The organism is Paenibacillus etheri (genome assembly GCF_001012825.1).
In the GTDB taxonomy this organism is placed as follows: domain Bacteria; phylum Bacillota; class Bacilli; order Paenibacillales; family Paenibacillaceae; genus Paenibacillus_AQ; species Paenibacillus_AQ etheri.
This window is the reverse complement of sequence record NZ_LCZJ02000014.1, coordinates 75,142-101,132: the sequence shown is the minus strand read 5'-3', so window position 1 is coordinate 101,132 and position 25,991 is coordinate 75,142. Positions and strand designations below refer to the sequence as shown.

The following is a 25,991-nucleotide window of genomic DNA, read 5'->3' as shown; positions in this document are numbered from 1 at the left end:
TAAAAAAGCTGTTCCAATGCATATCCTGCATCGGAACAGCTTTTATTCAATTAGTGGATTAATGAAGTTAGAAATATCAGTCCCCGCGGAACGCACGCTTCACACGATCAAAGAAGGATTGTTCATGCTCATGTGTGTTTTCTCCATTTAGAGAGGCGAACTGTCGCAACAAATCTTTTTGTTCATCATTCAGCTTGCTAGGTGTCACAACAATGACTCTAACATGCTGGTCACCTTGGCCAGATCCACGTAGACGTGGAACACCTTTGCCTTTAAGGCGGAAGAAAGTACCGGTTTGTGTTCCCGCAGGAATCTTCAGCTTCACTTTTTCCGTTAAGGTAGGAATCTCAATCTCATCGCCAAGTGCTGCCTGTGCAAACGTAAGTGGAACCTCGCACATAATATCATCGTTCTCACGTACGAAGAAATCATGCGATTTGACACGGATAACAATATACAAGTCTCCAGCAGGACCACCGCGTAAGCCGCCCTCGCCTTCGCCAGTCATGCGCAGCTGTGCACCGTCATCGACACCTGCAGGGATGCGCACATGAATCTTACGCTGCTTCTTAACTTTACCCTGACCGCTACAAGTTGTACATTTTTCCTTAATAATCTTACCTGTACCACTGCAATGCGAACATGGACGACGATTACGCATCTGTCCAAGTGGTGTATTCTGTACGAATTCCTGTTGCCCACTACCATGACAAGTGGAACAAGTCTCTGGTTTAGTACCCGGTTTAGCCCCGGAGCCGTAGCAGGTATCGCAAGTTTCCGTACGTGGAATAGTAATATCGGTTTCTTTACCGAATACCGCTTCCTTGAATTCAATGGTCATCGTATACTGCAAATCCCCGCCACGCTGTGGTGCGTTAGGATCACGGCGTCCACCGCCACCAAAGAACATATCAAAGATATCGCCTAGACCTCCGAAGTCGCCACCACCGCCTCCGAAGCCGCCCATACCTTGGTTAGGATCAATATGACCATATTGGTCATATCTAGCTCGTTGTTGTCCATCGCTAAGAACATCATAAGCTTCTTTTACTTCTTTAAACTTAGCTTCAGCGTCATCTGCTTTATTCACGTCTGGGTGATATTGGCGCGCCAATTTCCGGTACGCTTTCTTCACCTCGTCGTCTGAAGCATCTCTACTGAGGCCAAGCACTTCATAATAATCGCGTTTATCTGCCACTGCTTTCACCTCCGTACGTTACATACTCAAATTCCTAATTACCTGTCAAAGAAACCATTATACGATAAAACCTTAGGATCTGACCATCCAGTTCCAGCAGATGTTTATTCTTACAATATCAGAAGGCGCATTCGCGAAGAGTGTGCAAACTGATATTACAAAAGGAAAGTCAAAACACGGGATGACCCGGTTTTGACCTTCCCTTCTTAACTATATAAGAATTTATCAGTTACGCCCTATACACTTATCGTTTAAGGTTACCCTTGATTCTTATCTTCGTCAACAACCTCATAATCAGCGTCAACTACATTGTCTTTCTTAGGAGCGCCTTCAGCAGCTCCAGCGCCACCTTCAGCACCTTGCTCTGCTTGAGCAGCTTGTTCGTACAGCTTCATGGACAACTGTTGTACAATCTCAGTCAATGCTTCTGTAGCTGCATTGATTTCTTCAAGATTGTCAGTTTCAAGTGCTGCTTTCACTTTATCTTTAGCTTCGTTTGCTTTTTCAACTTCGGAAGCATCAGCTTTATCCCCAAGATCTTTGATCACTTTCTCAGTAGAATACACGAGTTGGTCAGCGCTGTTCTTCGCTTCTACCAATTCTTTACGCTTACGGTCTTCCTCAGCGTGAAGCTCGGCATCCTTCATCATTTGTTCTACTTCTGCGTCGCTCAGACCGCTGGAAGAAGTGATAGTGATCTTTTGGCTCTTGTTCGTACCTTTATCTGTTGCAGATACATTCACGATACCGTTGGCATCAATATCGAAAGAAACTTCGATTTGTGGTACGCCACGTGGTGCTGGTGGAATCTCGTTCAGCATGAAGCGTCCCAGTGTTTTGTTGCCGTTCGCCATTTGACGCTCACCTTGTAGCACGTGAATCTCTACGCTAGGTTGATTGTCAGCAAAGGTCGAGAATACTTGAGATTTACTTGTAGGAATTGTAGTGTTACGCTCGATCATCTTCGTGAACACGCCACCTGCAGTTTCGATACCGAGGGAAAGCGGAGTTACGTCGAGCAATACAACGTCCTTAACATCACCAGTCAATACACCCGCTTGAACAGCAGCACCAAGAGCTACAACTTCATCCGGATTCACACCTTTGTGTGGATCTTTACCTGTAAGCTTCTTAATTGCTTCTTGTACAGCAGGGATACGTGTAGAACCACCAACCAGAACGATTCTGGTAAGGTCTGCAGGCGTCATACCAGCATCAGACAAGGCTTGACGAGCTGGTCCCAAAGTACGTTCTACCAGACCAGCAGTGAGCTCATCAAACTTCGCACGAGTCAAGTTGATCTCCAAATGCTGAGGTACTCCGTCAACAACAGTGATGAACGGAAGCGAGATCGTAGTTGTCAGAACGCCTGACAGTTCTTTCTTCGCTTTTTCAGCAGCGTCTTTCAAACGTTGTACAGCAGATTTATCTTTGCTCAGATCAATGCCTTGCTCTTTCTTAAATTCAGATACCAGGTAATCCATAACGACTTGGTCAAAGTCATCGCCACCAAGTTTGTTGTCACCGCTTGTAGCTTTTACTTCAAAGAAGCCATCGCCCAATTCCAAGATGGATACGTCGAACGTACCGCCACCAAGGTCATAGACAAGGATGGTTTGATCTTCGGATTTCTCCAGACCGTATGCCAAAGCTGCAGCTGTTGGCTCGTTCACAATACGCAGAACTTCCAAGCCTGCAATTTTACCTGCATCTTTAGTAGCTTGACGTTGGCTGTCATTGAAATAAGCAGGAACTGTGATAACTGCTTGAGTAACAGTTTGGCCAAGATATGCTTCTGCATCGGATTTCAGCTTTTGAAGAATCATTGCTGAAATTTCTTGTGGGGAGTAGTCTTTACCATCGATGCTTTCTTTATGGTTAGTACCCATGTGACGTTTAACAGAGCTGATCGTACGATCAGGGTTAGTAATTGCTTGGCGTTTAGCTGTTTCACCGACGATACGCTCGCCGTCTTTCTTAAAACCTACCACCGAAGGGGTTGTACGTGCGCCCTCTGGGTTTGGAATTACAACGGCTTCGCCGCCTTCCATTACGGCAACGCAAGAGTTCGTGGTTCCTAAGTCAATACCGATAACTTTACTCACAATAATTTGCCTCCTCTAAAGGTATATGGAGCATTCGCTCATTTAAATTATAAAAATACAAGCATAAACGCCTTCGGCGTCCTTATCAGGACGATAAGCGTTTATGCGAGAAATATAAGGATAATGTATAGCATGAAACTTATACTATCTTATATTTTCAGAAAAATTCGATTGGTAACGATGGTGGACAGAAACTGCCCGTCCTATATAGACAGATTACATGCTGACTTTGACCATAGCAGGACGAAGGACTCTATCTTTCAGGAGGTATCCCTTTTGGACCTCTTCCGTTACGATACCCTCTTCGTACTCCTCGCTCTCCACCTGCATAATAGCCTGATGGTATTCAGGATTAAAAGGCTGTCCTACTGTTTCCATAGCCGTAAGTCCCTCGGACTTCAATACCCCATCTAGCTGACGGAAAATCATATTAACACCCTTCACGAAAGCTTCGGATTCAGTGCTACTAGGAGTAGTGACCAACGCACGCTCAAAATTGTCCAGTACTGAAAGCAATTCAGTTACGAGCTTGGAGGTGGCATATTGAGCCAACTCTTCTTTCTCCTTCTGAGTACGACGACGGAAGTTATCGAAATCAGCCTGCGCACGCAACGCACGTCCTTGATATTCATCAGCGAGATCCTGCAGGCGTTTTACCTCCGCACCTGTGTCTGAAGCACCTTCACTAACTTCTTCTGTAAATGAGTTGGTTTCCGAAGCTACATCAGCCTCAGGTTCCTCATTTATCAAATCATCTTTGAATTCATTAGCATCTTGAACTTGTTCCTTTTTCAAGTTGTCTTCACCTCCTTAAAATCATTCACGTTATCAATGTTGACTCTGTTCACTTATACCAGTGTGCCAGCATCGCTGTCAAATCTCGGGATAAAATGCCCAAGATCCCCATCACTCTTGCATATTCCATTCGTGTCGGTCCAAGGATCCCAATGCTTCCCAGGGCCTGCCCATCAAGAGAATAAGTGGCGGTAATCAGACTGCAGTTAGCGAACGCTTCATGATTGTTCTCCGTTCCTATTCGCACCTGAATACCTGTGCCGCCTGTTGTAGGGGCCAGCATTTTGAGCAATGTAGGCGTCTCTTCCAGCAGATCAAGAATGCTCTTCACCTTGTCAACATCCTTGAACTCAGGCTGTGTAAGCATATTCGTGGCTCCACTAAGATAGATACGCTGCTCTTGATCACTTTCCAGCGCAATGTCTAGCACTTGCATTAATTCCTCATAATGTGAGATGTGACGCTGCATTTCCTCGCCAAGCTCGGAATACAGCCGAGTCTTCAGCTTATAGAGTGGTACATTGACCAGCTTACTATTCAGTAGGTTAACCACTTTCTCCATCTCGGAAACGGAAATCTCCGGTGGAATGTTCACCGTACGGTTCTCAACTTGCCCCGTACTTGTAACGATAATCGCTACAGCGGTTTTATCATCTAGTGGTAACAACTGAAAATGACGCAATGATGTATGAAAAACCTCCGGTCCCAGAAGGATGGAAGTGTAATTCGTCATATTGGAAAGAATCATCGCCGCATGTTGGATTACCTGCTCCATCGCATTCAGCTTCTCGGCAAAAAAAGCGCGGATCGTGCCCATCTCTGCCGTTTCGGCGGAATTCCACGGTACCAGATGATCCACATAATATCGGTATCCTTTATGGGAAGGTATTCTCCCTGCCGATGTATGAGGCTGCTCGAGATAACCCAAATCCTCTAGGTCAGCCATTTCATTTCGAATAGTTGCAGGGCTATACCCTACATCCCCCCGTTTAGAAATGCTGCGAGATCCTACTGGTTCTGCTGATGAAATATAATCATCTACAATTGCATTTAGTATCATTCTCTGGCGATCAGTTAACATGTTATCCCCTCCTATCGGCTGTTGGCTCCGATTCGTTAGCACTCGACTCAGATGAGTGCTAACCACTAATACAAAAATACCAAACTGACATTGACATTGTCAAGTCAGTTCAGCATCTTAAGTACTGCTATTTCATCGCAGGCATGCTGCTTTTTACAATTCACGCAATCTGTCCATACCTTTTCTGGAAAAATCTCTTTCTCGACGACTTCGAATCCATTTCTAAGAAAGAAATCTACGGCGTAGGTTAGTGCCATGACCTTAGGGATTTTCTGGTTTCTGGCTTCCTCAACCAGCTTCTCTAAAATCATTGAGCCTACACCTTTGCCCTTACCTTCGTCATTCAGACCTATCGAGCGAATCTCTACAAGATCATTCCCGAGTCTGAAGAGTGAACCACAGCCAACGAATCTGCCACCAATCTCGGCAACAACAAATTGATCAATCTGGCGTGTCAGCGCCTGCCTGGAACGAGGCAACATGATACCGAGCTGTGCGTATTCTTCTATCATCAGATACAACGGTTCAACATCTTCTATCACAGCATTTCTGCAAATCACCTGTGCGTCTCCTGCTGGAGACGAATGGCGGATCATTTCCGTCTTGGCAAGCACTTTAATTCACCCCTCTGTTGATAATATGAATAAATATACAACAGAGTGAATTACAATTCAAGGGGTATTTTAAAATTAAACTTCTGTCAGTGCGCCTACGAATTCTGCGAAAACATCGTTCCCAAAAAGGATTCCTTGCTTGCTGAGTCGGTAAGTCCCCTCTTCGTGCTCAAGCAGACCTGCATGCAGCATCTTATGCAAGGATTTCGCAAACACATCCTCTATTGAACGCCCAAATTGCGCTTGAAAAGCCTCATTAGAGACGCCTTCATGCATACGCAGGCCAACCATCATAAAATCCTCCATCGCTTCTGCTTCAGTGATTGGGTATGCGTCTAATCGAGGCAGGCCTTTACGTGTAGCTTCAACATAAGGATTTACACCCTTAACATTAATATGACGCTGGCGGCCCACATATCCATGCGCACCTGCTCCGAGACCATAATAATCTTCATTACGCCAGTAAGTGATATTGTGACGGCTCTCCATGCCTGGTTTTGCGAAGTTACTAATTTCGTATTGGTTATAGCCCGCTTCCTTCATAGATGACATCAACAAAAGGTACATTTGCAGTTCATCTTCTTCATTAGGAAGAGGAAGTTTGTTCTTATTAAATAGGGTGTGAAAAAGAGTATTCTCCTCCACCTTCAAGCTGTAAATAGAATAGTGGGGTAAATCTAGCTCGAGCGCCTTACGAATACTTTCGCCCAGCATCTCTACAGTTTGGTTCGGCAAACCAAACATAAGGTCAACCGACAGGTTGTTAAGTCCGACTGCACGAGCATTCTCCAAGCTGCGGTATACATCGTCAACATTATGAATCCGGCCAATGCCCGTAAGGAGTTCATTCTGAAACGCCTGAACACCAAAGCTCACCCGATTCACGCCGCCTTCTTTCATAACCGTCAACTTATCTATATCCGTAGTTCCCGGATTTGCTTCCATAGAGAATTCGATATCTTTATCCCAGTTTGGGAAATGTGTCCGAACTGATTTTAGAAAATAAGCCATCTCATCGGGTTTCAGTACTGTTGGGGTACCGCCGCCGACAAAGATCGTTTTGATAACACCCGGTGGAGTATTCTTGACGGTTTGCTCCATTTCTCGATCCAAGGCTTGGAGATAATCCATAACCGGCTGATCCTTGAGAACGTAGGAATTAAAATCACAATAAAAGCACTTATTGGTACAAAAAGGAATATGAATGTATACGGCCTCAGGGGGACGGCCATTAGTATTCGTGGTCATTAGCTGTCTCCTTTATATAAAAATATCGTTTGACTAGTGTAATCTAAAAAACAAGAAAAGGGAAGCCTGATGGCTTCCCTCCAAGGGTGATCATTTAGAAATTAGTAAATCCTCATTTCCACAAGCTCTGCTCGTTCTCCACCGTTGGTTTCATGAATAACGATCCGAACAGCGTCCGTAAGGACAGGCTTCTCTAAGCGATGTACGTTCTTCCGGCGATGGTTGTCTTTAACACGGAGCATGACTTGCCACGCGCCATCCATATGCAACTCTACATCGTAAGCCTTTACCAGTTCAGGAATCACTAGAAATGGCGTTTCATGGTGATGTAAGTTGATAAGATCCTCATTAACATCATCGTTAAAGGTAAAATGAATTTCAGAGACTAAGGCAGCATCCGGGAGACGCGCCTCTACCCACTCCGTTCTACCAGCTGTCATCGGCTCAGAAACCCAGCTATGTGGTCCCGCGAAAGGTCGAACATATCCGTCGGTGACTTTAGATGCAGCATATGCGGATGTTTCTACTGCAAAGCAGAAATGCTTGCGTACAAGTTGTTTCATGCTCCACTCCATCACCGGCTGATCTGGCTGATGATCCTCCAGCGCTGAATCAACAACGGATTTAGCACCTCGCTCAAATGTAATGACCCCTGTGATTGGGGTTTCTGAGATATGCAATTGAATATGCTCATTGGCTCGAATAATAGCGAAGACATTACCTGCGCCGATTGAACTCCACTGCTCCTCTTGTACCGGAACGTCAATCCATTGCTGTTCTCCAGCTTGTACTGCTATAACATTAACCTGTCTGCACTCCGCTGGCACGTAATTTTCCGCACGTCCAGTCGTCCATAGCTCCACGGACAGCTCTGACTGAATACTTGCTGACACAAGAAGCTTCAACCCACGGATATTCCCTTCAACCGGGAACAAAATTCCTACATCATGAGAAAGCTTATAAGCTTCAACTGGACGATCCAGCAATATACCATTCATCGTACTGGACGTATGAATCTCGCTTTTTCTCGCAAGGTCTAGCGAATCCTCGTTGCGCAATCCAATAATCGAAGCATCTTGCTTTAACATCATCTGATGCAATTCATGCATATGCTGCTCGCGAATTTCACGAGGGGTCACACCTTTGATGACGGATAATGCTGCGCCTGTTCCGGCCGCTTCACCCATGATCGCACAGGTTGCCATGACGCGTGTTGTTCCAAAAGCCACATGAGATGCGCTGATATTCCGACCCGCGAAGAGTAGGTTTCGCACATTCTTCGAATAGAGCGAACTAAATGGAATATGATAGATCCCATCCGCATGAAGATGCTTCGAGCCGCTCTCTTGTGCGTACATCCCTTGTGGTGGATGCAGATCAATCGACCAACCTCCAAATCCAATCCGATCTTCAAACTCACGCTGCGCGATAATATCGTTTTGTGTAAGAATCGTATCGCCAACAAAACGTCTGTATTCACGTTTGCCAGGAATCGAACCAATCCACTCTAGCGTCATATTCTCGGCATCAAAATGGCCTGAGTTTTTGATATAATCCCAAATCCCATAAATAACAGAGGATAGCTCGTCCCGTATACGTTCGTTCTCATGCACCGTATCAAGCTCACCGCCCCACTCAATCCACCAGTAGTGACAGCCTGAATCACCACTCCGAATGACCCGACGGATGGGGATCGACGTTGTTGTAATATCCTTTGCAAAGGATGGAGCAATATAGCGAACGGGTCTCCCTGCGTCCTTCGTATAGAATAGTAATGTGCTGCCTAATGTAACGTTATCAGAAACCTCTGGCGCCCATTCCTCATTAAATTCATGGCGTGCTTCACGCCCTAATCGGAATTCTGCTCCTGCTAGGAACCCTACCAATCCATCACCTGTACAATCGAGAAATGCGTCGCTCTCGAACGTGATCAAACGCTCAGATCCCGTCATCCAGCCGGTCACACTGCGGATCTTACGATCCTCTGCCTCACCATCAGCTTCTACCTCATGTACGTCGGTATTCAGGAACAAGCTGATATTTGGCTCTGCCTTCACGGCTTCGAGCAAGGTTAGATCCCATAAGTACGGATTCCCTTCCGGGTTCCGGTATTGATTCTCGATAAACAGCTCGCCCATAATGCCTGTCTCACGTGCATAGCGATTTACCCCATGTCCTGTTGCACCACATACCCACACCCGAACCTCTGAACTCGAGTTACCACCAAGTACAGGACGATTCTGTACCAGTGCTACCTGTAGCCCAAGGCGAGCTGCAGCAATCGCCGCGTTCATCCCTGCAAGTCCACCACCAACCACTGTCACATCGGATTTAACCGTTTCTCTTCTCATGTCTATTCCCTCCCATAATCAGCCTTTCACAGCTGAACTCGAAATCCCTTGGATAATATATTTTTGACCCACGAAGAAAATGATGATCATTGGAATGATTGCTGCCGATGAAGCGGCCATCATCCCGTTGTAGTCCACATTGTTCTCAAGTATAAAATTCTGTAACCCAAGCGGAATAGTGTATAGCTTAGGGCTTTGCAAGAATACAAGCGCATTCTCATAATCATTCCATTGCCAGGAGAAATCGAGAATAGCAAACGTAGCTATTGCTGGCTTCGCTAATGGCAGAACTAAGCGAAAAAATATCTTGTAATGCCCTGCCCCATCCAGAAAAGCAGATTCCGTAATTTCCTTAGGAATGCTCATGAAGAACTGCCGAAGCATAAATACACCGAAGATCGAGAACATGGCTGGTAAGATAAGCGCCCAATGCGTATTGTAAATCCCTACCCAGTTAAACATGATAAACTTTGGAACAAAAAGCACCTGAGGCGGAATCATCATCATCGAAAGGTAGACGACAAATAGACCATCTCGCCCTTTGAACGAAGTACGTGAAAATCCGTAAGCTGCGAGGGCTGATAGAAACACAGCACCCACTGTTCCTATGATCGAAATCTTAAGTGAATTTAAATAATACGGAACAAAATCATAGCTTCCTGTCCACACCCGAATATGATTGCTCCAATTGAGAGATGAAGGCAGCCATTTGTTAAACACCTCGGCAGGTGTCTGAAAAGATGTGCTAAGCATCCATAGGAAAGGTACAATCATAAATAGTCCTAGAACAAACATGATGATCGTTACTGGCAGCTTCACCTTCATGTTTCCTGCTTTTTCATTCATACCGCCTGCTCCTTTAATTTATGGTTTCAGTTATTCAGTAATGAACCCAGCGTTTTTGGCCGATCCACTGAATGACTGTAATGACGAGAATGACGGCGAACAAGAACCATGAAATGGCTGAAGCGTATCCCATATCGTAATAACTGAATGCCGTTTTATAAACGAATAGTGATAAGACCGTCGTACTTCCGCTAGGACCTCCAGCCGTAATGGCTTGAATAATCGAGAACGATTTCATCGTCATAATTAATCCGGTAATCATTAATAAGAAAGTTGTTGGACTAACAAGAGGCCATACAATTTTCCATGTTGTTTTGAATGTGCTTGCACCATCGATCCGGGCAGCTTCCAGCTGTTCTGTCGAAATTTCCTGTAGTGCAGCTAAATATATGATCATATTGTAGCCAAGCATCAGCCAGATTTGTACGATATCAATGGCATACATTGAGGTTTCCGTATCCGCAAACCATCCTGGCGGCGATGCAATGCCAATCCAGCGAAGCATTTCATTGATGGGTCCCTGTGAAGGCTGAAATAGCAGCATCCAGACAAATGCAACGGCTACTCCACTGGAGATATACGGCAGGAAGAACATTCCACGTAATACGCCTTTAAGATACACACTGCGGTTTAGAAATAGCGCTACAATAAAAGCGAGCACCATCGATACTGGAACCGATATCAGGAATATCACCGTATATTTGATCGAGGCATAGAAATTATCGTCATGGAACAACCGTTTGAGATTATCCAGCCCAGTAAATTGCCAATTCGGATTTGAAAATTGATAATTCGTAAACATGAGAACAAAGGAAAAGATTGCAGGAATAACAAAGAATAAGAGAATACCAATCATATTCGGGAGAATAAAGGTCATGCCGATCCAGCCTTGTCTGTCCATCCAGCTTCTCCGCTTCACGGTATCGCCGCCTTTCGTATGCTGAAAAATGGGTACACGAAAGAGAAGAACGAAGAAATCCTCCTTCTTCTCTTTTGTGTGTGCTAACTATTTTCTTATTTCATTAACTGTTGCGAACGGGTTTGCATATTTTTCATTGTGGTATCAATATCTTGCTTATTTAAGAAGTATTTTTCATACTCTTCTTTACGTGCATCAACGGCTTGCTGCGGTACATTTAGCTGGAAGGATGGGAACTTGCCGAATACAATATTATTCATTGAATCTGTATCATATTTGTCCTCTACACCTTTCAAGAGAAGGCTCATCGCTTCCTTACTGTCTACACTCTTAGAGGCTGGAATACGACCACCGCTTGCCATTGGCAGCATACCGCCATCCGCATACCATTTTGCGAACTTCCAAGCTGCGTCTTGGTTTTTCGACTTCGCGTTTACAGAAAGAACGTCACCCACACCGCCCGGGTATTTATAATCGGTTTGATCTTTATTCACTCTTGGAATAGCAGCGAACGCGGTTTTGAAGTCATGAGGATAATCCTTCAGATTGTTCGCATTTCGGAAAATAAACTCACCCGCTGATAGCATTGCAGTTTGTCCTTGCAGGAACATGGTGTCAACTGGCATTTTACTCGTTAATTGCTCTCCATATTCAGGTGTAGATTTATCCACGAACATCATGTTATGCAATATTTCCAATTGCTGTTTCCAGAGATGATTACCAAAATTCGAGGTACCATCTGTCTGTTTTACACCCATTCCAGCAAGCGTACCGTCCATCGTTGCTGTGAAGGAGGATTCTGCCTGCAATAGTCCGAACACATCAGGCTTCGTTAACTTCTTCGCATACTCCTCAAGATCCGACCAAGTCCAGTCCACTGCAGGTATCGGTAAGCCTGCTGCATCCAGCATATCTTTGTTTAACCATACGAACGACATATTTTTCTTCGTTGGCATGCCATAGTATTTATCATTGATTTTCCACAACGCCGCATCCTGACCTATCTGGCTATCAATATCATAATCTGTCTTTGCACTTAGTTCTAAAGCAACGCCTGCATCTACACGCTTCTGTAAATGGGGAAGATCGTAGTTCATATAAAGATCTGCGTTTTGATTGGTCATCAACGCTGTGTCCAGCTTTAAGTTTCCAGCATCATCATTTACATAACGTATATACTCGACCTGAATATCTGGATTTTCTTTATTCCAGTTATCAACTACAGTTTGAGGTCCGGCTTCTGCAGGAACTGCCCCCCACATCGTAAGCTTTATTTTCTCCTTTGCTGTTTGTCCATTTGTACTGCCCTGCGCATCATTACTTCCACTAGTACCACAACCAGCCAGCATCGTACCTGCTAATAAGACAGAAAGCACTGCAGGATACCACTTATTCTTCATCGATATCTTCCCCCTTGGAAGGATTATGTGTTGTGCTCTACGTCTATAACTTTATCATCAGAGCTGATTCTGGGGGATGAACTACATTTGGGAAACTATAGAACGTTTTTTGGTTCTTTGCGGAATTCATTTGGCGTGACCCCACACCACTTTTTGAAAATTTTAATAAAATAATTATCGTTCTCAAAGCCCACCTGCTGCCCAATCTCACTAATCGTTAGCTTCGTCTCTGCAAGCAGCATTTTCCCAGCCTGAATACGCCGCTCTTGAATATAATTCGTCAACGTTTTCCCTGTCTTTTTCTTGAATAAGTCACTTATATAGCTCGCATCCATTCGGATCAACTCTGACATGGATTTGAGCGAGATGTCCTCAGAATAATGTTCTTCAATATAAGCAATAATTTTGTTCATCTCCACATGATCTGTCGGTCCCGTTTGTTGTTTCTCAGGAAACCATTTATCAGCCTTCTTCATCTTCACCATTCGCTCCAGCTCGGCATGAACCTTACCCATGGTCTGCTTCAAACCTTGGAGATCTAAAGATAGCTTCAGAATATAGTCCGAAGCCCCAAATACGAGCGCTTGCCGGGCGTATTCAAATTCACTTAGTGCGGTCAACATTACAAATCGGCAGTCGAAGCCTTCCTCTCGTGCAACTTGAAGGAGCTTCACCCCATCCATCACTGGCATATTGATATCCGTCACGACCACATCAGGTCGAAGCTCACGAATCATTTGCAAGCCTGCTTCTCCATTCTCCGCCTCACCTATAATTTCAAACGGAATTCCAGCCTTTAAGAATAGCTTCCGTATACTTTTAACCGCAGGTTGTTCATCATCCACAATTAACGTTCTCCACATGTGAGCTTACCTCCATCGTAAGGTTTTGAAATAAGGAATGGAAAATGGATGATCACTTCAGTTCCTGTGTCCGAAGATACAATGTCCATGCCTGTCCGTTGATTCTTGAACAACAGCTCCAAGCTCTCCCTAATATTCTGAACACCGATTCCTTTACGTTTCCGTGTAGCCTTATTCAGCTGTGCTCTTTCTATCCCCATGCCGTTATCTTTAACCTGCAGATACAGCTGTTGTCCAGTCACCTTAGCGGAAATATCAATTCTCCCTTGTTTCACAGACTGACCGAAGCCGTGAATCAAGCTATTTTCAATTAAGGGCTGAAGACAGAATTTAGGGATTAATGCATATTGTAGCTCCTCGTTGATATCATATTGAATTTCAATCCCATGTCCGAAGCGTTGCCGCTGAATCTCCATGTACGATTCAATCAGTACGATCTCATCCTTTAACAGGATTAAATCTACTTCAGTATTTAATGTCGTTTCCAATATTTTTCCTAGTGCAACACAAATTTCATAAATTTCATCATCATCTTTATCTAAAGCGATGCTCTTTATCGTATTCAATGTATTAAGGAGAAAATGTGGATTCATCTGCGAGAGTAATACCTGAAATCGAACGAATTGCTTTTGTTTTTCTTCAAGCTGAAGACGCTGCAACAGCTCATTTAAATCATGGATCATTATATTGAAGCTCTGAGTCAGTGCAAGAATCTCTCCCCGCCCTTGCTCGGGTAATTTCATTTTGAGATTCGTCTTAGCGGTCATTTCCATCTTCTTCTGCAGCTTCTTAAGCGGTACTGTAATCGTCGATGATATGAAATAAGTTAACAGAACGAATAGTAGTAGAATAACTCCAAATACGCCAAAAAATCTCTGTTTCTGCTTATCCACCTCAAGAAATAGCTGTGCTAGCTGTACCTTTTTAACGACATAGCCATTCAATTCTTCGATGTAGCTGTACGTGTATAAGCTTTTCTCCTTCGGGTCGATGATCGATGCAGCACGCGCTGTCTGCTGTTGGCTGGTACTCTTCACAATACTCTGCGCAATATCAGGAGAAAAGGTCTCGTCCCTATTCGGATTAAGCATCACTCTCCCTGAGGCATCGAGCAGAAAAAAGGACCCTTCCTGTCTACTCCCTAAGGCCGATCTAGTGAACCACTCCTCGTAATCGATACTCAGTCTTGCATAGGCGTAAATATTCAAGGCATTGTCACGCATAACCTCATAGAGACTAAGCATTTTATTACTTGTTGTACTTTCCCGAACAACATTATTCCTGTCATTCGGATTCCATATATATCGATTTGACCCTTCTTGCTTCAACGCTTGAACCCAATCCTCTGATTGAATTTCGCCATAGCTCAAGGTATCCTTCGGCATAAAAGAAGTGTATGCGTTTCCATGGAGGTCGATTAAAGTATAATAAACCGTCGCTCCACTCATGAAGAATGTATTTTCAATCGCCCCAAACTTGCTTTCAACGAGCTTTTTTCTCGTGATTTCGTCAGACTGCTCAGGATTCTTCATTATAGATAAGATCGTCGTATCTTGTTCGAGTAATAACCCTGTTTTCATAACGAGACTCATTAGATCGACAAAACCATTCTTAATGCCAATCAGCTGCTCCATGTTCTTCGTTTCCGCGTTATCTTGCAGCATTTGTTCTGTTTCTTTGAAGTTATACAGAACGAGTACAGCAATTGGTGTTAATACCAATAGTAAAAAAGCTAACAAAATCCGATTCTTAAAGGTACTAGGTGTAAGTCTCAAATATAATCGTTTCAAACTAGGACTCCCCTTACATTGTATGTGCTTACAATCCTTCCACCCTATTGTAATCTTCTCCTGCTCAAAAAAATAGAGCCGGGATATTCTCCCGGCTCTACCTAATTTCTACTCGTCGATCTTCAGTACTGCCATAAATGCTTCTTGTGGTACCTCTACACTACCTACTTGCTTCATGCGTTTCTTACCTTCTTTTTGCTTCTCAAGCAGCTTCCGCTTACGCGAGATATCACCGCCGTAACATTTAGCAAGTACGTTTTTGCGCATCGCCTTAACGGTTTCACGCGCAACCACCTTCGTACCCACAGAGGCTTGAATCGGCACTTCGAACATTTGACGAGGGATAATCCCACGCAGTTTCTCACAAATGATACGTCCGCGGTTGTATGCACGATCACGGTGGACGATAAAGGACAAGGCATCAACCTGCTCATTGTTAAGCAAGATATCCATCTTGACCAGATTCGAACGACGGTACCCGCAAATTTCATAGTCGTAGGATGCGTAACCTTTTGTACCTGATTTCAACTGATCAAAGAAATCATAAACGATTTCAGACAGTGGAATTTCGTAAGTAATCGTTACACGATTCGTATCAAGATACTCCATATTTACGAACTCGCCGCGTTTGTTCTGGCACAGCTCCATAACGGTACCTACAAAGTCGTTAGGCACGATGATTGCTGCTTTAACATATGGCTCTTCAATGTAGTCAATCGTTCCGATTTCCGGATAATGTGACGGGTTGTCGATTTGAATCATTTCGCCATTGGTCAGCATAATTCGATAAATAACACTCGGTGCTGTTGTGATTAGCGGCAGATTGAACTCGCGTTCAATCCGCTCTTGAATGATCTCCATATGCAAGAGTCCAAGGAATCCGCAACGGAAGCCAAATCCAAGCGCACTCGAGCTTTCCGGCTCAAAGCTTAGCGAAGCATCGTTAAGCTGGAGCTTCTCCAATGCCTCACGAAGATCGTTATAATCGGAGGTCTCAATCGGATACAACCCGCAATATACCATCGGGTTGATCTTACGGTAACCCGGAAGCGGCTCAGCAGTAGGGTTCTTTGCGTCAGTGACAGTATCACCGACACGGGTATCTCCAACATGCTTGATCCCAGCTACGATAAATCCAACATCCCCGATGTTCAATTCATCGACAATGGTCATACGCGGCATAAATGCGCCAACTTCAATGACCTCGAAGGTCTTCTCAGTTGCCATCATCTTAATCTTCGATCCTGCACGGATCTTCCCGTCCATTACGCGCACATAGACGATAACCCCTTTATAAGGATCGTAGTGAGAGTCAAAGATCAACGCTTTAAGCGGCTCTTCTGAATTACCGGATGGCGCAGGAACCTGCTTCACCACTTGCTCCAGAATTTCCTTGATCCCGATACCGGCTTTGGCAGATGCCATAACCGCTTCACTGGTATCCAGCCCGATAACATCCTCAATCTCCTGCTTTACCCGGTCAGGGTCAGCGTTTGGCAAATCAATTTTGTTGAGCACAGGTAGGATTTCCAGGTTATTATCCAGTGCTAAATACACATTGGCCAGTGTCTGCGCTTCAATCCCTTGAGCCGCATCCACGACCAAGAGTGCGCCTTCACATGCTGCAAGACTGCGGGAAACTTCATAGGTGAAATCGACGTGTCCCGGTGTATCAATCAAGTTGAGATAATAATCTACACCATCGTCTGCACGATAGGTTAAACGCACGGCTTGCAGCTTTATTGTGATACCACGTTCGCGCTCCAGATCCATCTGATCGAGTACCTGTTCCTGCATTTCACGCGTGGTTAGTGCCCCCGTGTATTCCAAAATGCGGTCAGCTAGTGTCGATTTACCATGGTCTATATGTGCAATAATCGAGAAATTGCGAATTTGTTGTTGTCTTTTCTGAACGTCAGTCATTCCTTACCCCCACAGACAGCCTGATATTAATCCACTTATTATAACAGTACAAGCTTACTCCATCAATCCCGCCCTTACGTAAAACAGAAGAAACAGCTATTCACGTACCCGTGAAATAACTGTTTCTCCTGAAATCATTGTGATTCTTCCGCCGAATCGAACAATGAGACTACCCAGCGTATGCCCTTCTGAGAAGCCTGCTGCAGAAGGCCCGCCGTTTTATCCGCTATCACATCGACTGTCGGCTTTTGTTCTTCAGGAATCAGAATCTGCTCCGGAGTTTTTGTATTATAACCTTCTACCACCTGCTGAGGAAGATCTGTAGTTGGCACAGAATTACTATTCTGAGGTAATGGAGAAACAGGTGTGTATGCACCTGTGATAGGGTCGATCACCATCGGAACATACACATAAGTCTGCCCACCTTGTGTAACCCCATTCTTTATCGGCTGTGATTGCATGCCCGTCACTTGACTGGTTGGCGTAGTTGATAGATCGGTCCAGCCTGGCAGCAGCTTAGAGACGGTTGCCCCTCCGCTGCCACTAAACTGTATACCTAACAGTATGCCGACCCCTGCCCAAATACCGACTATAACCAGTTTTTTACCGAAACGAGACATGTAAGCCACTCCTTTTTAAATACTTGGTAATAAGGCTGTTTACTCTACTTGAATGTCTACAGGTTAGGAGGCTCCGTTCGGCTTTCGGGGTGTTGTAGCATTTACCTTCTCCGAGTCATGACTGCTCCAGTACACATCCGCAATAGCATCTGCCAAAATATCAGCTGTACGCTTCAATTCCTCTGCTGTATTATCAATACCGCCCACTTCAATCAAGACACTATTGGGTGAGAGGGTTTGATTGTACTCCCCGTTGTTTCCTTTACCCGCAGCTTTTCCCCATATCCCGCGAGATATTCCTGGGTAACTCTTTTCAATCGTTTGATGAATCTTGTTCGCAAACTCTTCGTTCTTCTTCCAATCTTTATTCGCATGTCCAATAATAAAATACACCTGAGCGTAACTTTTCCCATCAATCACTGCAGTTGTTTTGCCATGACGCTGTGAGTCGCGGTGAATGTCGATAAGTTCACTCATTTCTTGATTTGTGCTCATCGCAGATTTAACCAACATTCGGGAGTATTTGTAAGAAAAGTTCCAGTTATAGTCGGCAATTTTAGTTAAAAAATCTTCTTTGGCATGAACTGTACCAATCCCGCGTTGTTCCAATCTTTTCTTAATATATGATCCTACCAGCATTACATTTTTAGAAGAAACCGCCGAGCTTGGATTTTCGTTCGCTACTCCTAGTAGAGGGTTGTAGGCCTCCCGGGGATGTGAATGATAAATAAGGATCCGTTTAACCGAAGTGTCCTTGGTACTATCTGTCTCTTTTTGCGGATCACTCTTATCCGTACCTCCCGCAGCTCCTGATGGCTCAGGAGACGGAGCTATAGTCGTTTCAGGCTGCTGTGTTGGAGTATCTTCAGGCTTGTCCACTTCATTTGGAACAGATGGATCATCCGCTTCCCCTCCACCCTCAGCCAGTTCATCCGTTCCCGGATGATAATCAACAGGTGCTCCTGTAGAGCCACCCGAGCCTTTTCGCAAAAGAAATGGATCATCCGCTGCCAAGCCTGGCACTTCACGAGAAACTAGACTCTTCGGATCACTTGGATTCACACTGGTCAGCAATTGAAATACAAAGGAAGTTACTTTTTCACCTGAAAAAGCGGAAGGCTCTTTCCCTTGCGGTAAATGGGGGACCTCCATTCCCAACAGCTCCATGAAAAATCCACTCGATAGGGAGGCCGCAAGCCCCTTCATAGATGGAATGGGTGAAGAGTTCAACTTCTGTCCGGCCAATCCACCAGCGCCAAGCAGCATAAAAAATACTAGCGAACCTCCGGCCAACAGCAGCATCGTTCTTCCCAGCGATAAAGCATCCAGCACTCTTCCACGTAAACGGCCGATGTTCCAAAGCTGAAACCATTTTTTATTCATTATATTTATGTCCTCCTCCAGCCCTCTGTAATCTCTTATACTCCAAATCTATGAGCGAAAGAGAAATAGTAGAACCGTAAATGAGAGAATAGACATAGAGTCCGGCGGGATACTGTATATCAGTCCCGCCGGACTTGTGCTAGTTATGATTCAATTAGTGGGTATAAGCGCCAACATTCTCAGGATCGACCGCATCATGCAGGGCCGCATTTAGACCACTGGCTACAATATTGGCGATGCCTTCAATAAATTCATCGATTTCCTTAGGTGTAACGATCAAATCATGTCCAAGTGGCTCAAGTACTTCCTTCACTAGTGACAATCGCTCCTGCTCGGTAATATCGTCCAGCATCCCCATGATTTCCTTGGTGTGACCAGCCCCTTGCCCGAAATGATTCTTCATCATCTCCAGTACATTATTTACAATGGTCGAAGCATAGCAAACTGTAGGAACACCGATAGCAACACAAGGAACACCTAGAATTTCCTGCGTCAATCCGCGCCGCTTATTGCCAATCCCCGAACCTGGGTGAATGCCGATATCGGCAATTTGAATCGTCGTATTGATCCGTTCCAGCGAACGGGATGCCAGCGCATCAATGGCGATGATGAGATCCGGCTTTGTACGATCCACGATTCCCTGCACAACCTCACTCGACTCGATACCGGTCAATCCTAATACCCCAGGAGCAATAGCACTTACCTTGCGATAGCCTGGAGAGACCTGATCCGGCACGAGCTCATAAAATTGGCGAGTAATGAGTGCATTCTCCACAACCAGCGGCCCCAGTGAATCTGGAGTCACATTCCAGTTACCAAGTCCAACGATCAGAACAGAAGCATCCTTACCAATTCCAATCCTAGTTAGGAAGTCCTCGAATTCGCGAGCAAAGACTTCAGCTACTTTTTGCTGCAAGCCGGTATCTCCACCGCGTAGTGCTGGCACCTCAAGCGTGACATAGTTCCCAATCGCGCGGCCTATCGCCTGTGATCCGGCAGCGTTAGCCACACCAAGCCGGGTAACTTTTATCCCATCAGACTCTTCCACTTCTTCGTTTACACCAGGGATTGGCGTCCTTTGTGGCCCTTGAGCCATTTCCTTCGCCTCTAACGCCAAGTCCGTGCGTACCGAATATAGCTGCAGATCCGGTTCCATTGTTCCAGCCTCCTAAAAGTTTTGTAAGCATATACTTCCTTGAGTTACTTCGAACAAAACTTGCTTCGTAAGCGATACTTAGTTTTGTAAGCATATACTTCCTTGAGTTACTTCGAACAAAACTTGCTTCGTAAGCGATACTTAGTTTTGTAAGCATATACTTCATTGAGTTACTTCGAGCAAAACTCAAATTACAAGCTTCTGCCTATGCTCTTTTGTCGATAGTGTGCGAGAGAAAGCCCTTGTTTATGCAGGTTAAAATGGTTTAATTTGAAAGCTTTAAGTATTGCTTTTTACTACCGGTCATGCTAAACTATTTTAAGTTGTGAATCATTTGATAATGATTTCGAATGTCTTACAGGAGGTGAATGCAATGCCAAATATTAAATCCGCGATTAAACGCGTAAACACGAACGAAAAACGCCGTGCACTGAATGCTTCCCAAAAATCCGCGCTTCGTACAGCTGTGAAAACTGCTGATGTAGCACTGACAGGTACGGAAGTTGAAACTGCTCAAGCTGCTTTCCAAGCTGCTTCCAAAAAGCTGGACAAGGCCGTAACTAAAGGTCTGGTTCATAAAAATGCGGCTTCCCGCAAAAAATCCCGCTTGGCGAAGAAATTGAACGCTCTTAAGGCTCAAGCCTAGGACGACATTCATAATGAGCAATTGAAGAACCTGACCGCTATGTTTCATACGGTTGGGTTTTTTTGTGCCAGTTATCTCGTCAAATCGAGGTAATAAAAAAGAGCAAATCCAGTGTGATATACCTGGACTTACTCTTCTCTCCTTATATTTATCTATTCCTCTTTTTATTATTCCCCTATATTAAGCCTCTGCATTCATTACCAGTTAGCAAGTTGCACATCACTATCGCTATTCGCTGGACTACCTGCATAGCGATAGAGAATAGCAGCAAGCTGCTAAGGAGTGACTTCCCAATCTTCTACAGTAACCGCTCAAACTAGGCTGCAAGCCGCAGCATAAACAGCTCCAGACCCAGCACTTTATCTATAGCTCCTGTCTTCATCTTATAATCCAGATCAGCCAGTGCACTTAAAATTTGCCGCAGACGTTCACTTGAGAACTTGTGAGCCTGCTCCCCTGCAAGCTTAACTGCATAAGGATGAAGTCCGATCTGCGAAGCAATTTGACCTTGCGAATAACTATGTGCTGATAAATCCTTAACCTGCAAAATAATTCGGAACTGCCGCGCAATCAGCGCAGCAATCTTAATGGGTTCTTCTCGCTGCTTCAACAGCTCATACAGCGTATCAAGCGCCTTATCCAGACGTAAATTAGCGATATCCTCTACAAGCGTGAACACATTTTGTTCCGTTCCGCGATGCACTAGACTCTCTACTGCTTCTGCGTCTACGGTTCCTCCCTTACCAGCGAACAAACAAAGCTTGTCCATTTCCGCAGATAAGCCCTGTAAACCTGTCCCTGCATTGGTTATAAGAATCTCTGCGGTGCCAGGCGCCATCGTACAACCTCGCTCACGAATCCCTTTCTCCACCCAGCGCAGCAGTTCTTCTGCTCCTAACGGGTTGAAAGCTAATACCGTACCCGCCGCTTTAACAGTCTTCACAATTTTCTTACGCTCATCCAGCTTGTCATTATTCACCATAAAGACAATCACACTGAAATCTACAGGATGCTGCAAATAATCACTTAAAATATCTATACGATGCTCAAGTTTGGCATTTTCTTTTCCCGCTGTAAATAACGATGCGTCCCGCACCAGCAATAATTTGCGTTCTACCATAAAGGGCACAGTCTCAGCTTCTTCTACCACAGCCTGCACCGGCGTCTCAGAGAGATCAAAGGGAATAACCGCAAAATCGCGATCCTCTTTGGCAATCAGCTGGTCTTCCAGCAATGCCGCGAATTCATTCATTCGAAATTTTTCACTGCCGTACAGAAGGTACAACGGTGAGATTTTCCCTTGTTTGATTTCTTTTATCGCCGTTTTGGCATCCATTCCGCCACTTCCTTTTCCATTCATCTAGCCCAATTTACCCAGATTCCTATTGTAGCAAAAAAAGCGACATAAATGCACATGCAAAAACGGAGAAACTCTGGCAGCCATGGCCAAAGCCCCTCCGTTTAAGCGGCGCATCTATATAAACGCAGGAGTGAGAAGCCCTAGAAACTTCCCATCCGACGGTCATACCGATGTTCTTCAACTCCTATACTCTCTAGTTCCTGTCCGGTTGCTATAGTATATTCTGAAACTTCGAAAAATGTTCCAGCCTCAATTCAATTTGTTGACGATGATGTTGGTGTACCCTCTGGTGTGGCCGATGGCGACGCAACTGGAGTAGAAGAGGTAATCCCTGCTTTTTGCACAGTGTACACCTTGGTAGTATTAATACCGTCTTTCTCCGTCACATAAGTGAACTGCGAGCTATCCGCCGACCATTCTCCAGAAATCCAATTTCCTTCTAAGGGATAAGAAGTCACTGCGATCCTATCTTCCACTGAGCCTTCGGGTGAATTCTTATAAATAACAAGCTGTAATCCAGCGAACTCAACCGCATAATGCCCATCAGGAGAAGTCCAAGTCTGTACATCAGAATCATTAGAATCATTAGAAATGTTAAAACCCATAACGCCTCGTCCGAAGTCATCAGAAGTCTTTAATGATTCCTCCGTAAGTAGCGCTGAATCAGCTGCGATCCCTTCATCTATAGAAGCAGGTTGATCCTTCTTATCAGCTTTGGACTGATCATTGCTGCCAGCACTAGTATCCGGATTTTGAACCTTCGTTACAGTATCCGACTTCGGCGTCATAATCTTCTCAGTAGGATTGGGCTTCACATCATTAGTTGGTTCTGGTATCGACCGTCCTCCAGATCCAGCATTAGATTCTGTTGGAGAAGTCGGCACCGACGCAGGGTCCACCGGCCCCATCGCTCTATCTAATGCAGCGTTATCCTCATTCGCACCAGGTGAAGCTGGTAGAGCCCCGGAATCCGTTCCGCCATTAGCAGGCGCAGCCTCATCTAAATTAGCAGAAGTAAAAGCTTGCGATTCAATAGCCATATTATTAGCACTACCGCCGGTCGCTTTACTGCTATCCTGCATTATTTGTTCTACCTCTGCCCCAGGCATTTTATCCGGCATATTAAAAATAGCGATCCCTAATATTACAGCAGCTGCGATAGCTCCAATGCCTGTCCGTGTTGCTATAGAGGTTCCCTTGGAAGATTTACCGCGGGAGCTTTCGCGTGAAAATGGAACTACAACTGGTTCCTCGGTTCTCACAGCGCTTTGTTCACGACTGCTCCGATCCAATTCTGCAAGCTGAGGTAAAATAGAGTCAACCAGACTAAACGGGGGGTTCACGTCTGGCAACTGCTCCAATTCATTGGAGAGAAGCGTCAGACGTTCAAAGACTTCCGCGCAGGAAGGACAATTATCGATATGACGGAACATTTCAACAATCTCATCTTGGCTCAAATCTTTGTCTAAATAGCGGTGCATCCATTCCATCACCTCCGCGCATTTCATCCCGATACACCACCTTTCTGGTACTCCTGAAGTCTATTCTGCAGTTGCTGCCTGGCCCTAAACAGGTAAGATTTCACTGTATTCAAAGGTAAATCCAGGCAGTCTGCAATCTCGTTGTAAGAAAAATCTTGTAAATAACGCAGGACGATAACTGTCCGATGATGCTCAGGCAATTGATCAATCGCTTCACGTATATCCTCAGCTAAATAAGAGGATAGAACTTCGCGTTCCACATTGTGTTTATCCTGAAACACCATTTCATGTTCATCAATAGAAACTGTAGGTTTAGTTCTTCTGAATTTATCAATGCAAATATTGGTAACGATTCGCTGAACCCACGTTTTGAACTGTGCCTTTTCCTCATATGAACCGATTTTGGTATAAACCCGGATCAAGGCCTCCTGAGATGCATCCAGTGCATCTTGTTCATTATGCAAAATGTAGAAGGCGGTCTTATAAACATGCCCTTCAATTTCTCGCAATAGGGTGATTAGAGCGTCGCGATCGCCCGCTTGAGCGGCTCTGATGAGTCCCTGCTCCACCACGAAGGTTCCCCCTCTCTATGCAATCTTACTGACGCGCAAGACTGCGAATTTGTTGCAACCCTGTAATTAATATTTTTAGAATACCAAACTTTTCTTAGAACGTCATGTTAAGCCATCTTTTATATGGCGCTATCGCACATATCACGATCTATAATTCCTACTAAGCATACAGGGGAAACTTCAATCATTCAAATACTCTTTTGGATAACTTTATAACAAAAATGACACAAGTATAAACGCCCTCAGCATCCCTATAAGGACAGCAAGCGTTTAGGTAAGAATTATCCCCCATTTCCAACAGAAACGGCTTATTCTCCTATCGGAAAAGAAGCCGTCAGTAACCTCAAAATTGAGCACATAACTCTATTTATATAATACAATCTTGCAGAGCATGAACACTGCGTAGTTGTCCCTAGTTTCATCATCCACAACATACGCCTCTCCATTCTCAAAAATATGAGGGTTATTATAATTTCGCTCTAATCTATAGATCTGGCCTTCCGTCACCTTACAGCCATGGAATCCCAACTCAATTCCTACGTATTCGGCATCCTCTTCATCAGCTGCTTGATACAGCTTTTTATCATGATAAGCAGGCATATACTCACTCCCGGTCCGATAATAAACCATTCCATTAAAGACGTCAGTCAAACGTCACAACTCTTCTACTTTATAGTTTATTGCCTTTGTCCTCATTCTATACTTTGTGAATACATATAATGTAAGAAAATGTGATTAGCCAATAATAAGTATACAAAAAGGCTGTATGACTGACATTCGTCAGCTATACAACCTTCAATAAATCTATCTGTTCGAAATTAAGAAAGAATTAAATCCCTTTTACCTCTTTAAACTTCGCCACATACTGAGCTGCAAGATCGGTAATCTGATCGTATCGGCCATCCTTTGCCGGTGCAGTCAAATTCCCCCCGATGCCTACGGCTATACAGCCGTTTGCAATCCACTTCTCCATATTATTCAGATCCACGCCACCTGTTGGCATAATGTTCACATGCGGCATTGGGCCTTTAACCGCCTTCACATAATCCGGACCAAACGCACTGCCAGGGAACAGCTTAAGCACATCCACACCAAACTTCAAGGCTTCCTTCATTTCATTTAATGTCATGCATCCAGGCATGTACGGAATACCATAAAGATTACACATTTTAGCTGTCTCTGCTTCAAAAGAGGGACTGACCACAAATTCTGAGCCTGCAAGAATAGCTATTCTCGCCGTTAATGGATCAAGTACAGTCCCTGCTCCAATCACTGCACGATCTCCGTACTCCGCAACCAATCGTTTAATCGCCACATCCGCATCCGGAGTCGTGAAGGTTACCTCAATATTATTCAAACCGCCTTCGATACAAGCAACGGACATTTTAAAAGCTTCCTCAGCACTATCAGCACGAATAACGGCTACAACTCCAACGGACGCCACATTCTGCAATACTTTCATTTTCTTCATCAGTAGACTCCCTTTCTCTTGGTACGATCATAGATGAATATAAATACTAATTTAGATAAACTTTTTTATTAAATTTACTAATCATTACGATTTAATCTATAATCAGATAGTAATAACAATACGGTAAACAGTCAATACATATTTCTGAATATAGAGATATTAATTTATA

Annotated in this window: 22 protein-coding genes; 1 reads left to right on the top strand and 21 read right to left on the bottom strand. The window is 44.5% G+C overall.

The window, feature by feature from the left end:
* Positions 1-76 precede the first annotated feature (76 nt).
* The 16 genes from dnaJ to gpr all read right to left on the bottom strand — a co-directional run bounded on the left by dnaJ (position 77) and on the right by gpr (position 20,292).
* Positions 77-1,198, bottom strand: a complete 1,122-nt coding sequence (gene dnaJ, locus UQ64_RS02545) for a molecular chaperone DnaJ (protein ID WP_042130386.1) — start codon at positions 1,196-1,198, stop codon at positions 77-79.
* 257 nt (positions 1,199-1,455) lie between these two features.
* Positions 1,456-3,303 (bottom strand): molecular chaperone DnaK, encoded by a 1,848-nt coding sequence (gene dnaK / locus UQ64_RS02540; RefSeq protein ID WP_060621958.1) that lies wholly within the window; start codon positions 3,301-3,303, stop codon positions 1,456-1,458.
* A gap of 216 nt (positions 3,304-3,519) precedes the next feature.
* Positions 3,520-4,098, bottom strand: a complete 579-nt coding sequence (grpE, locus tag UQ64_RS02535; RefSeq protein WP_060621957.1) for a nucleotide exchange factor GrpE — start codon at positions 4,096-4,098, stop codon at positions 3,520-3,522.
* A 49-nt stretch (positions 4,099-4,147) separates the two neighbouring features.
* Positions 4,148-5,179: a heat-inducible transcriptional repressor HrcA gene (hrcA, locus tag UQ64_RS02530; RefSeq protein WP_042191003.1), complete on the bottom strand. Its 1,032-nt coding sequence runs from the start codon at positions 5,177-5,179 to the stop codon at positions 4,148-4,150.
* Positions 5,180-5,283: 104 nt separating this feature from the next.
* Positions 5,284-5,775, bottom strand: coding sequence for an N-acetyltransferase (locus UQ64_RS02525; protein ID WP_060622036.1), 492 nt, complete (start codon positions 5,773-5,775; stop codon positions 5,284-5,286).
* 93 nt (positions 5,776-5,868) lie between these two features.
* Entirely contained in the window at positions 5,869-7,041 is a 1,173-nt protein-coding gene (gene hemW, locus UQ64_RS02520; RefSeq protein WP_060621956.1) for a radical SAM family heme chaperone HemW, read from the bottom strand.
* Between the two features lie 101 nt (positions 7,042-7,142).
* Positions 7,143-9,392, bottom strand: coding sequence for an FAD-dependent oxidoreductase (locus UQ64_RS02515; RefSeq protein WP_060621955.1), 2,250 nt, complete (start codon positions 9,390-9,392; stop codon positions 7,143-7,145).
* A gap of 18 nt (positions 9,393-9,410) precedes the next feature.
* Positions 9,411-10,238: a carbohydrate ABC transporter permease gene (locus UQ64_RS02510; protein ID WP_060621954.1), complete on the bottom strand. Its 828-nt coding sequence runs from the start codon at positions 10,236-10,238 to the stop codon at positions 9,411-9,413.
* Between the two features lie 34 nt (positions 10,239-10,272).
* Positions 10,273-11,157 (bottom strand): carbohydrate ABC transporter permease, encoded by an 885-nt coding sequence (locus tag UQ64_RS02505; protein ID WP_245237834.1) that lies wholly within the window; start codon positions 11,155-11,157, stop codon positions 10,273-10,275.
* 95 nt (positions 11,158-11,252) lie between these two features.
* The gene (locus tag UQ64_RS02500; RefSeq protein WP_060621952.1) at positions 11,253-12,557 is read right to left on the bottom strand and encodes an ABC transporter substrate-binding protein; all 1,305 of its coding nucleotides are present in this window, start codon (positions 12,555-12,557) and stop codon (positions 11,253-11,255) included.
* Positions 12,558-12,652: 95 nt separating this feature from the next.
* Entirely contained in the window at positions 12,653-13,420 is a 768-nt protein-coding gene (locus UQ64_RS02495; RefSeq protein ID WP_060621951.1) for a response regulator transcription factor, read from the bottom strand.
* Entirely contained in the window at positions 13,405-15,210 is a 1,806-nt protein-coding gene (locus tag UQ64_RS02490) for a sensor histidine kinase (protein WP_060621950.1), read from the bottom strand. Before UQ64_RS02490 ends, UQ64_RS02495 begins: the two co-directional genes overlap by 16 nt.
* Before the next feature lie 108 nt (positions 15,211-15,318).
* Positions 15,319-17,133, bottom strand: coding sequence for a translation elongation factor 4 (gene lepA / locus UQ64_RS02485; RefSeq protein WP_060621949.1), 1,815 nt, complete (start codon positions 17,131-17,133; stop codon positions 15,319-15,321).
* Positions 17,134-17,267: 134 nt separating this feature from the next.
* Complete coding sequence (locus tag UQ64_RS02480) at positions 17,268-17,753, bottom strand: hypothetical protein (protein ID WP_060621948.1); 486 nt, start codon at positions 17,751-17,753, stop codon at positions 17,268-17,270.
* Positions 17,754-17,816: 63 nt separating this feature from the next.
* Positions 17,817-19,136, bottom strand: coding sequence for a stage II sporulation protein P (locus UQ64_RS02475; protein ID WP_060621947.1), 1,320 nt, complete (start codon positions 19,134-19,136; stop codon positions 17,817-17,819).
* A 154-nt stretch (positions 19,137-19,290) separates the two neighbouring features.
* Positions 19,291-20,292 (bottom strand): GPR endopeptidase, encoded by a 1,002-nt coding sequence (gene gpr / locus UQ64_RS02470; RefSeq protein ID WP_060621946.1) that lies wholly within the window; start codon positions 20,290-20,292, stop codon positions 19,291-19,293.
* Positions 20,293-20,665: 373 nt separating this feature from the next.
* Between gpr and rpsT the strand changes: the two genes are divergently transcribed.
* A complete protein-coding gene (rpsT, locus tag UQ64_RS02465; protein WP_060621945.1) occupies positions 20,666-20,938 on the top strand; it encodes a 30S ribosomal protein S20 in 273 nt (90 codons plus the stop codon).
* A 316-nt stretch (positions 20,939-21,254) separates the two neighbouring features.
* On the opposite strand, the gene holA is transcribed toward rpsT, so the two are convergent.
* The 5 genes from holA to UQ64_RS02440 all read right to left on the bottom strand — a co-directional run bounded on the left by holA (position 21,255) and on the right by UQ64_RS02440 (position 25,822).
* Positions 21,255-22,274, bottom strand: coding sequence for a DNA polymerase III subunit delta (gene holA / locus UQ64_RS02460; RefSeq protein WP_060621944.1), 1,020 nt, complete (start codon positions 22,272-22,274; stop codon positions 21,255-21,257).
* Between the two features lie 278 nt (positions 22,275-22,552).
* On the bottom strand, positions 22,553-23,806 hold the full coding sequence (locus UQ64_RS02455) for a zf-HC2 domain-containing protein (RefSeq protein WP_060621943.1): 1,254 nt from the start codon (positions 23,804-23,806) through the stop codon (positions 22,553-22,555).
* Positions 23,803-24,351, bottom strand: a complete 549-nt coding sequence (locus UQ64_RS02450) for an RNA polymerase sigma factor (RefSeq protein WP_036677530.1) — start codon at positions 24,349-24,351, stop codon at positions 23,803-23,805. The genes UQ64_RS02455 and UQ64_RS02450 overlap by 4 nt, the downstream gene beginning before the upstream one ends.
* 363 nt (positions 24,352-24,714) lie before the next feature.
* Entirely contained in the window at positions 24,715-25,002 is a 288-nt protein-coding gene (locus UQ64_RS02445; RefSeq protein ID WP_156417427.1) for a hypothetical protein, read from the bottom strand.
* Positions 25,003-25,180: 178 nt separating this feature from the next.
* The gene (locus UQ64_RS02440) at positions 25,181-25,822 is read right to left on the bottom strand and encodes a bifunctional 2-keto-4-hydroxyglutarate aldolase/2-keto-3-deoxy-6-phosphogluconate aldolase (RefSeq protein WP_042130419.1); all 642 of its coding nucleotides are present in this window, start codon (positions 25,820-25,822) and stop codon (positions 25,181-25,183) included.
* Between the last annotated feature and the right edge of the window lie 169 nt (positions 25,823-25,991).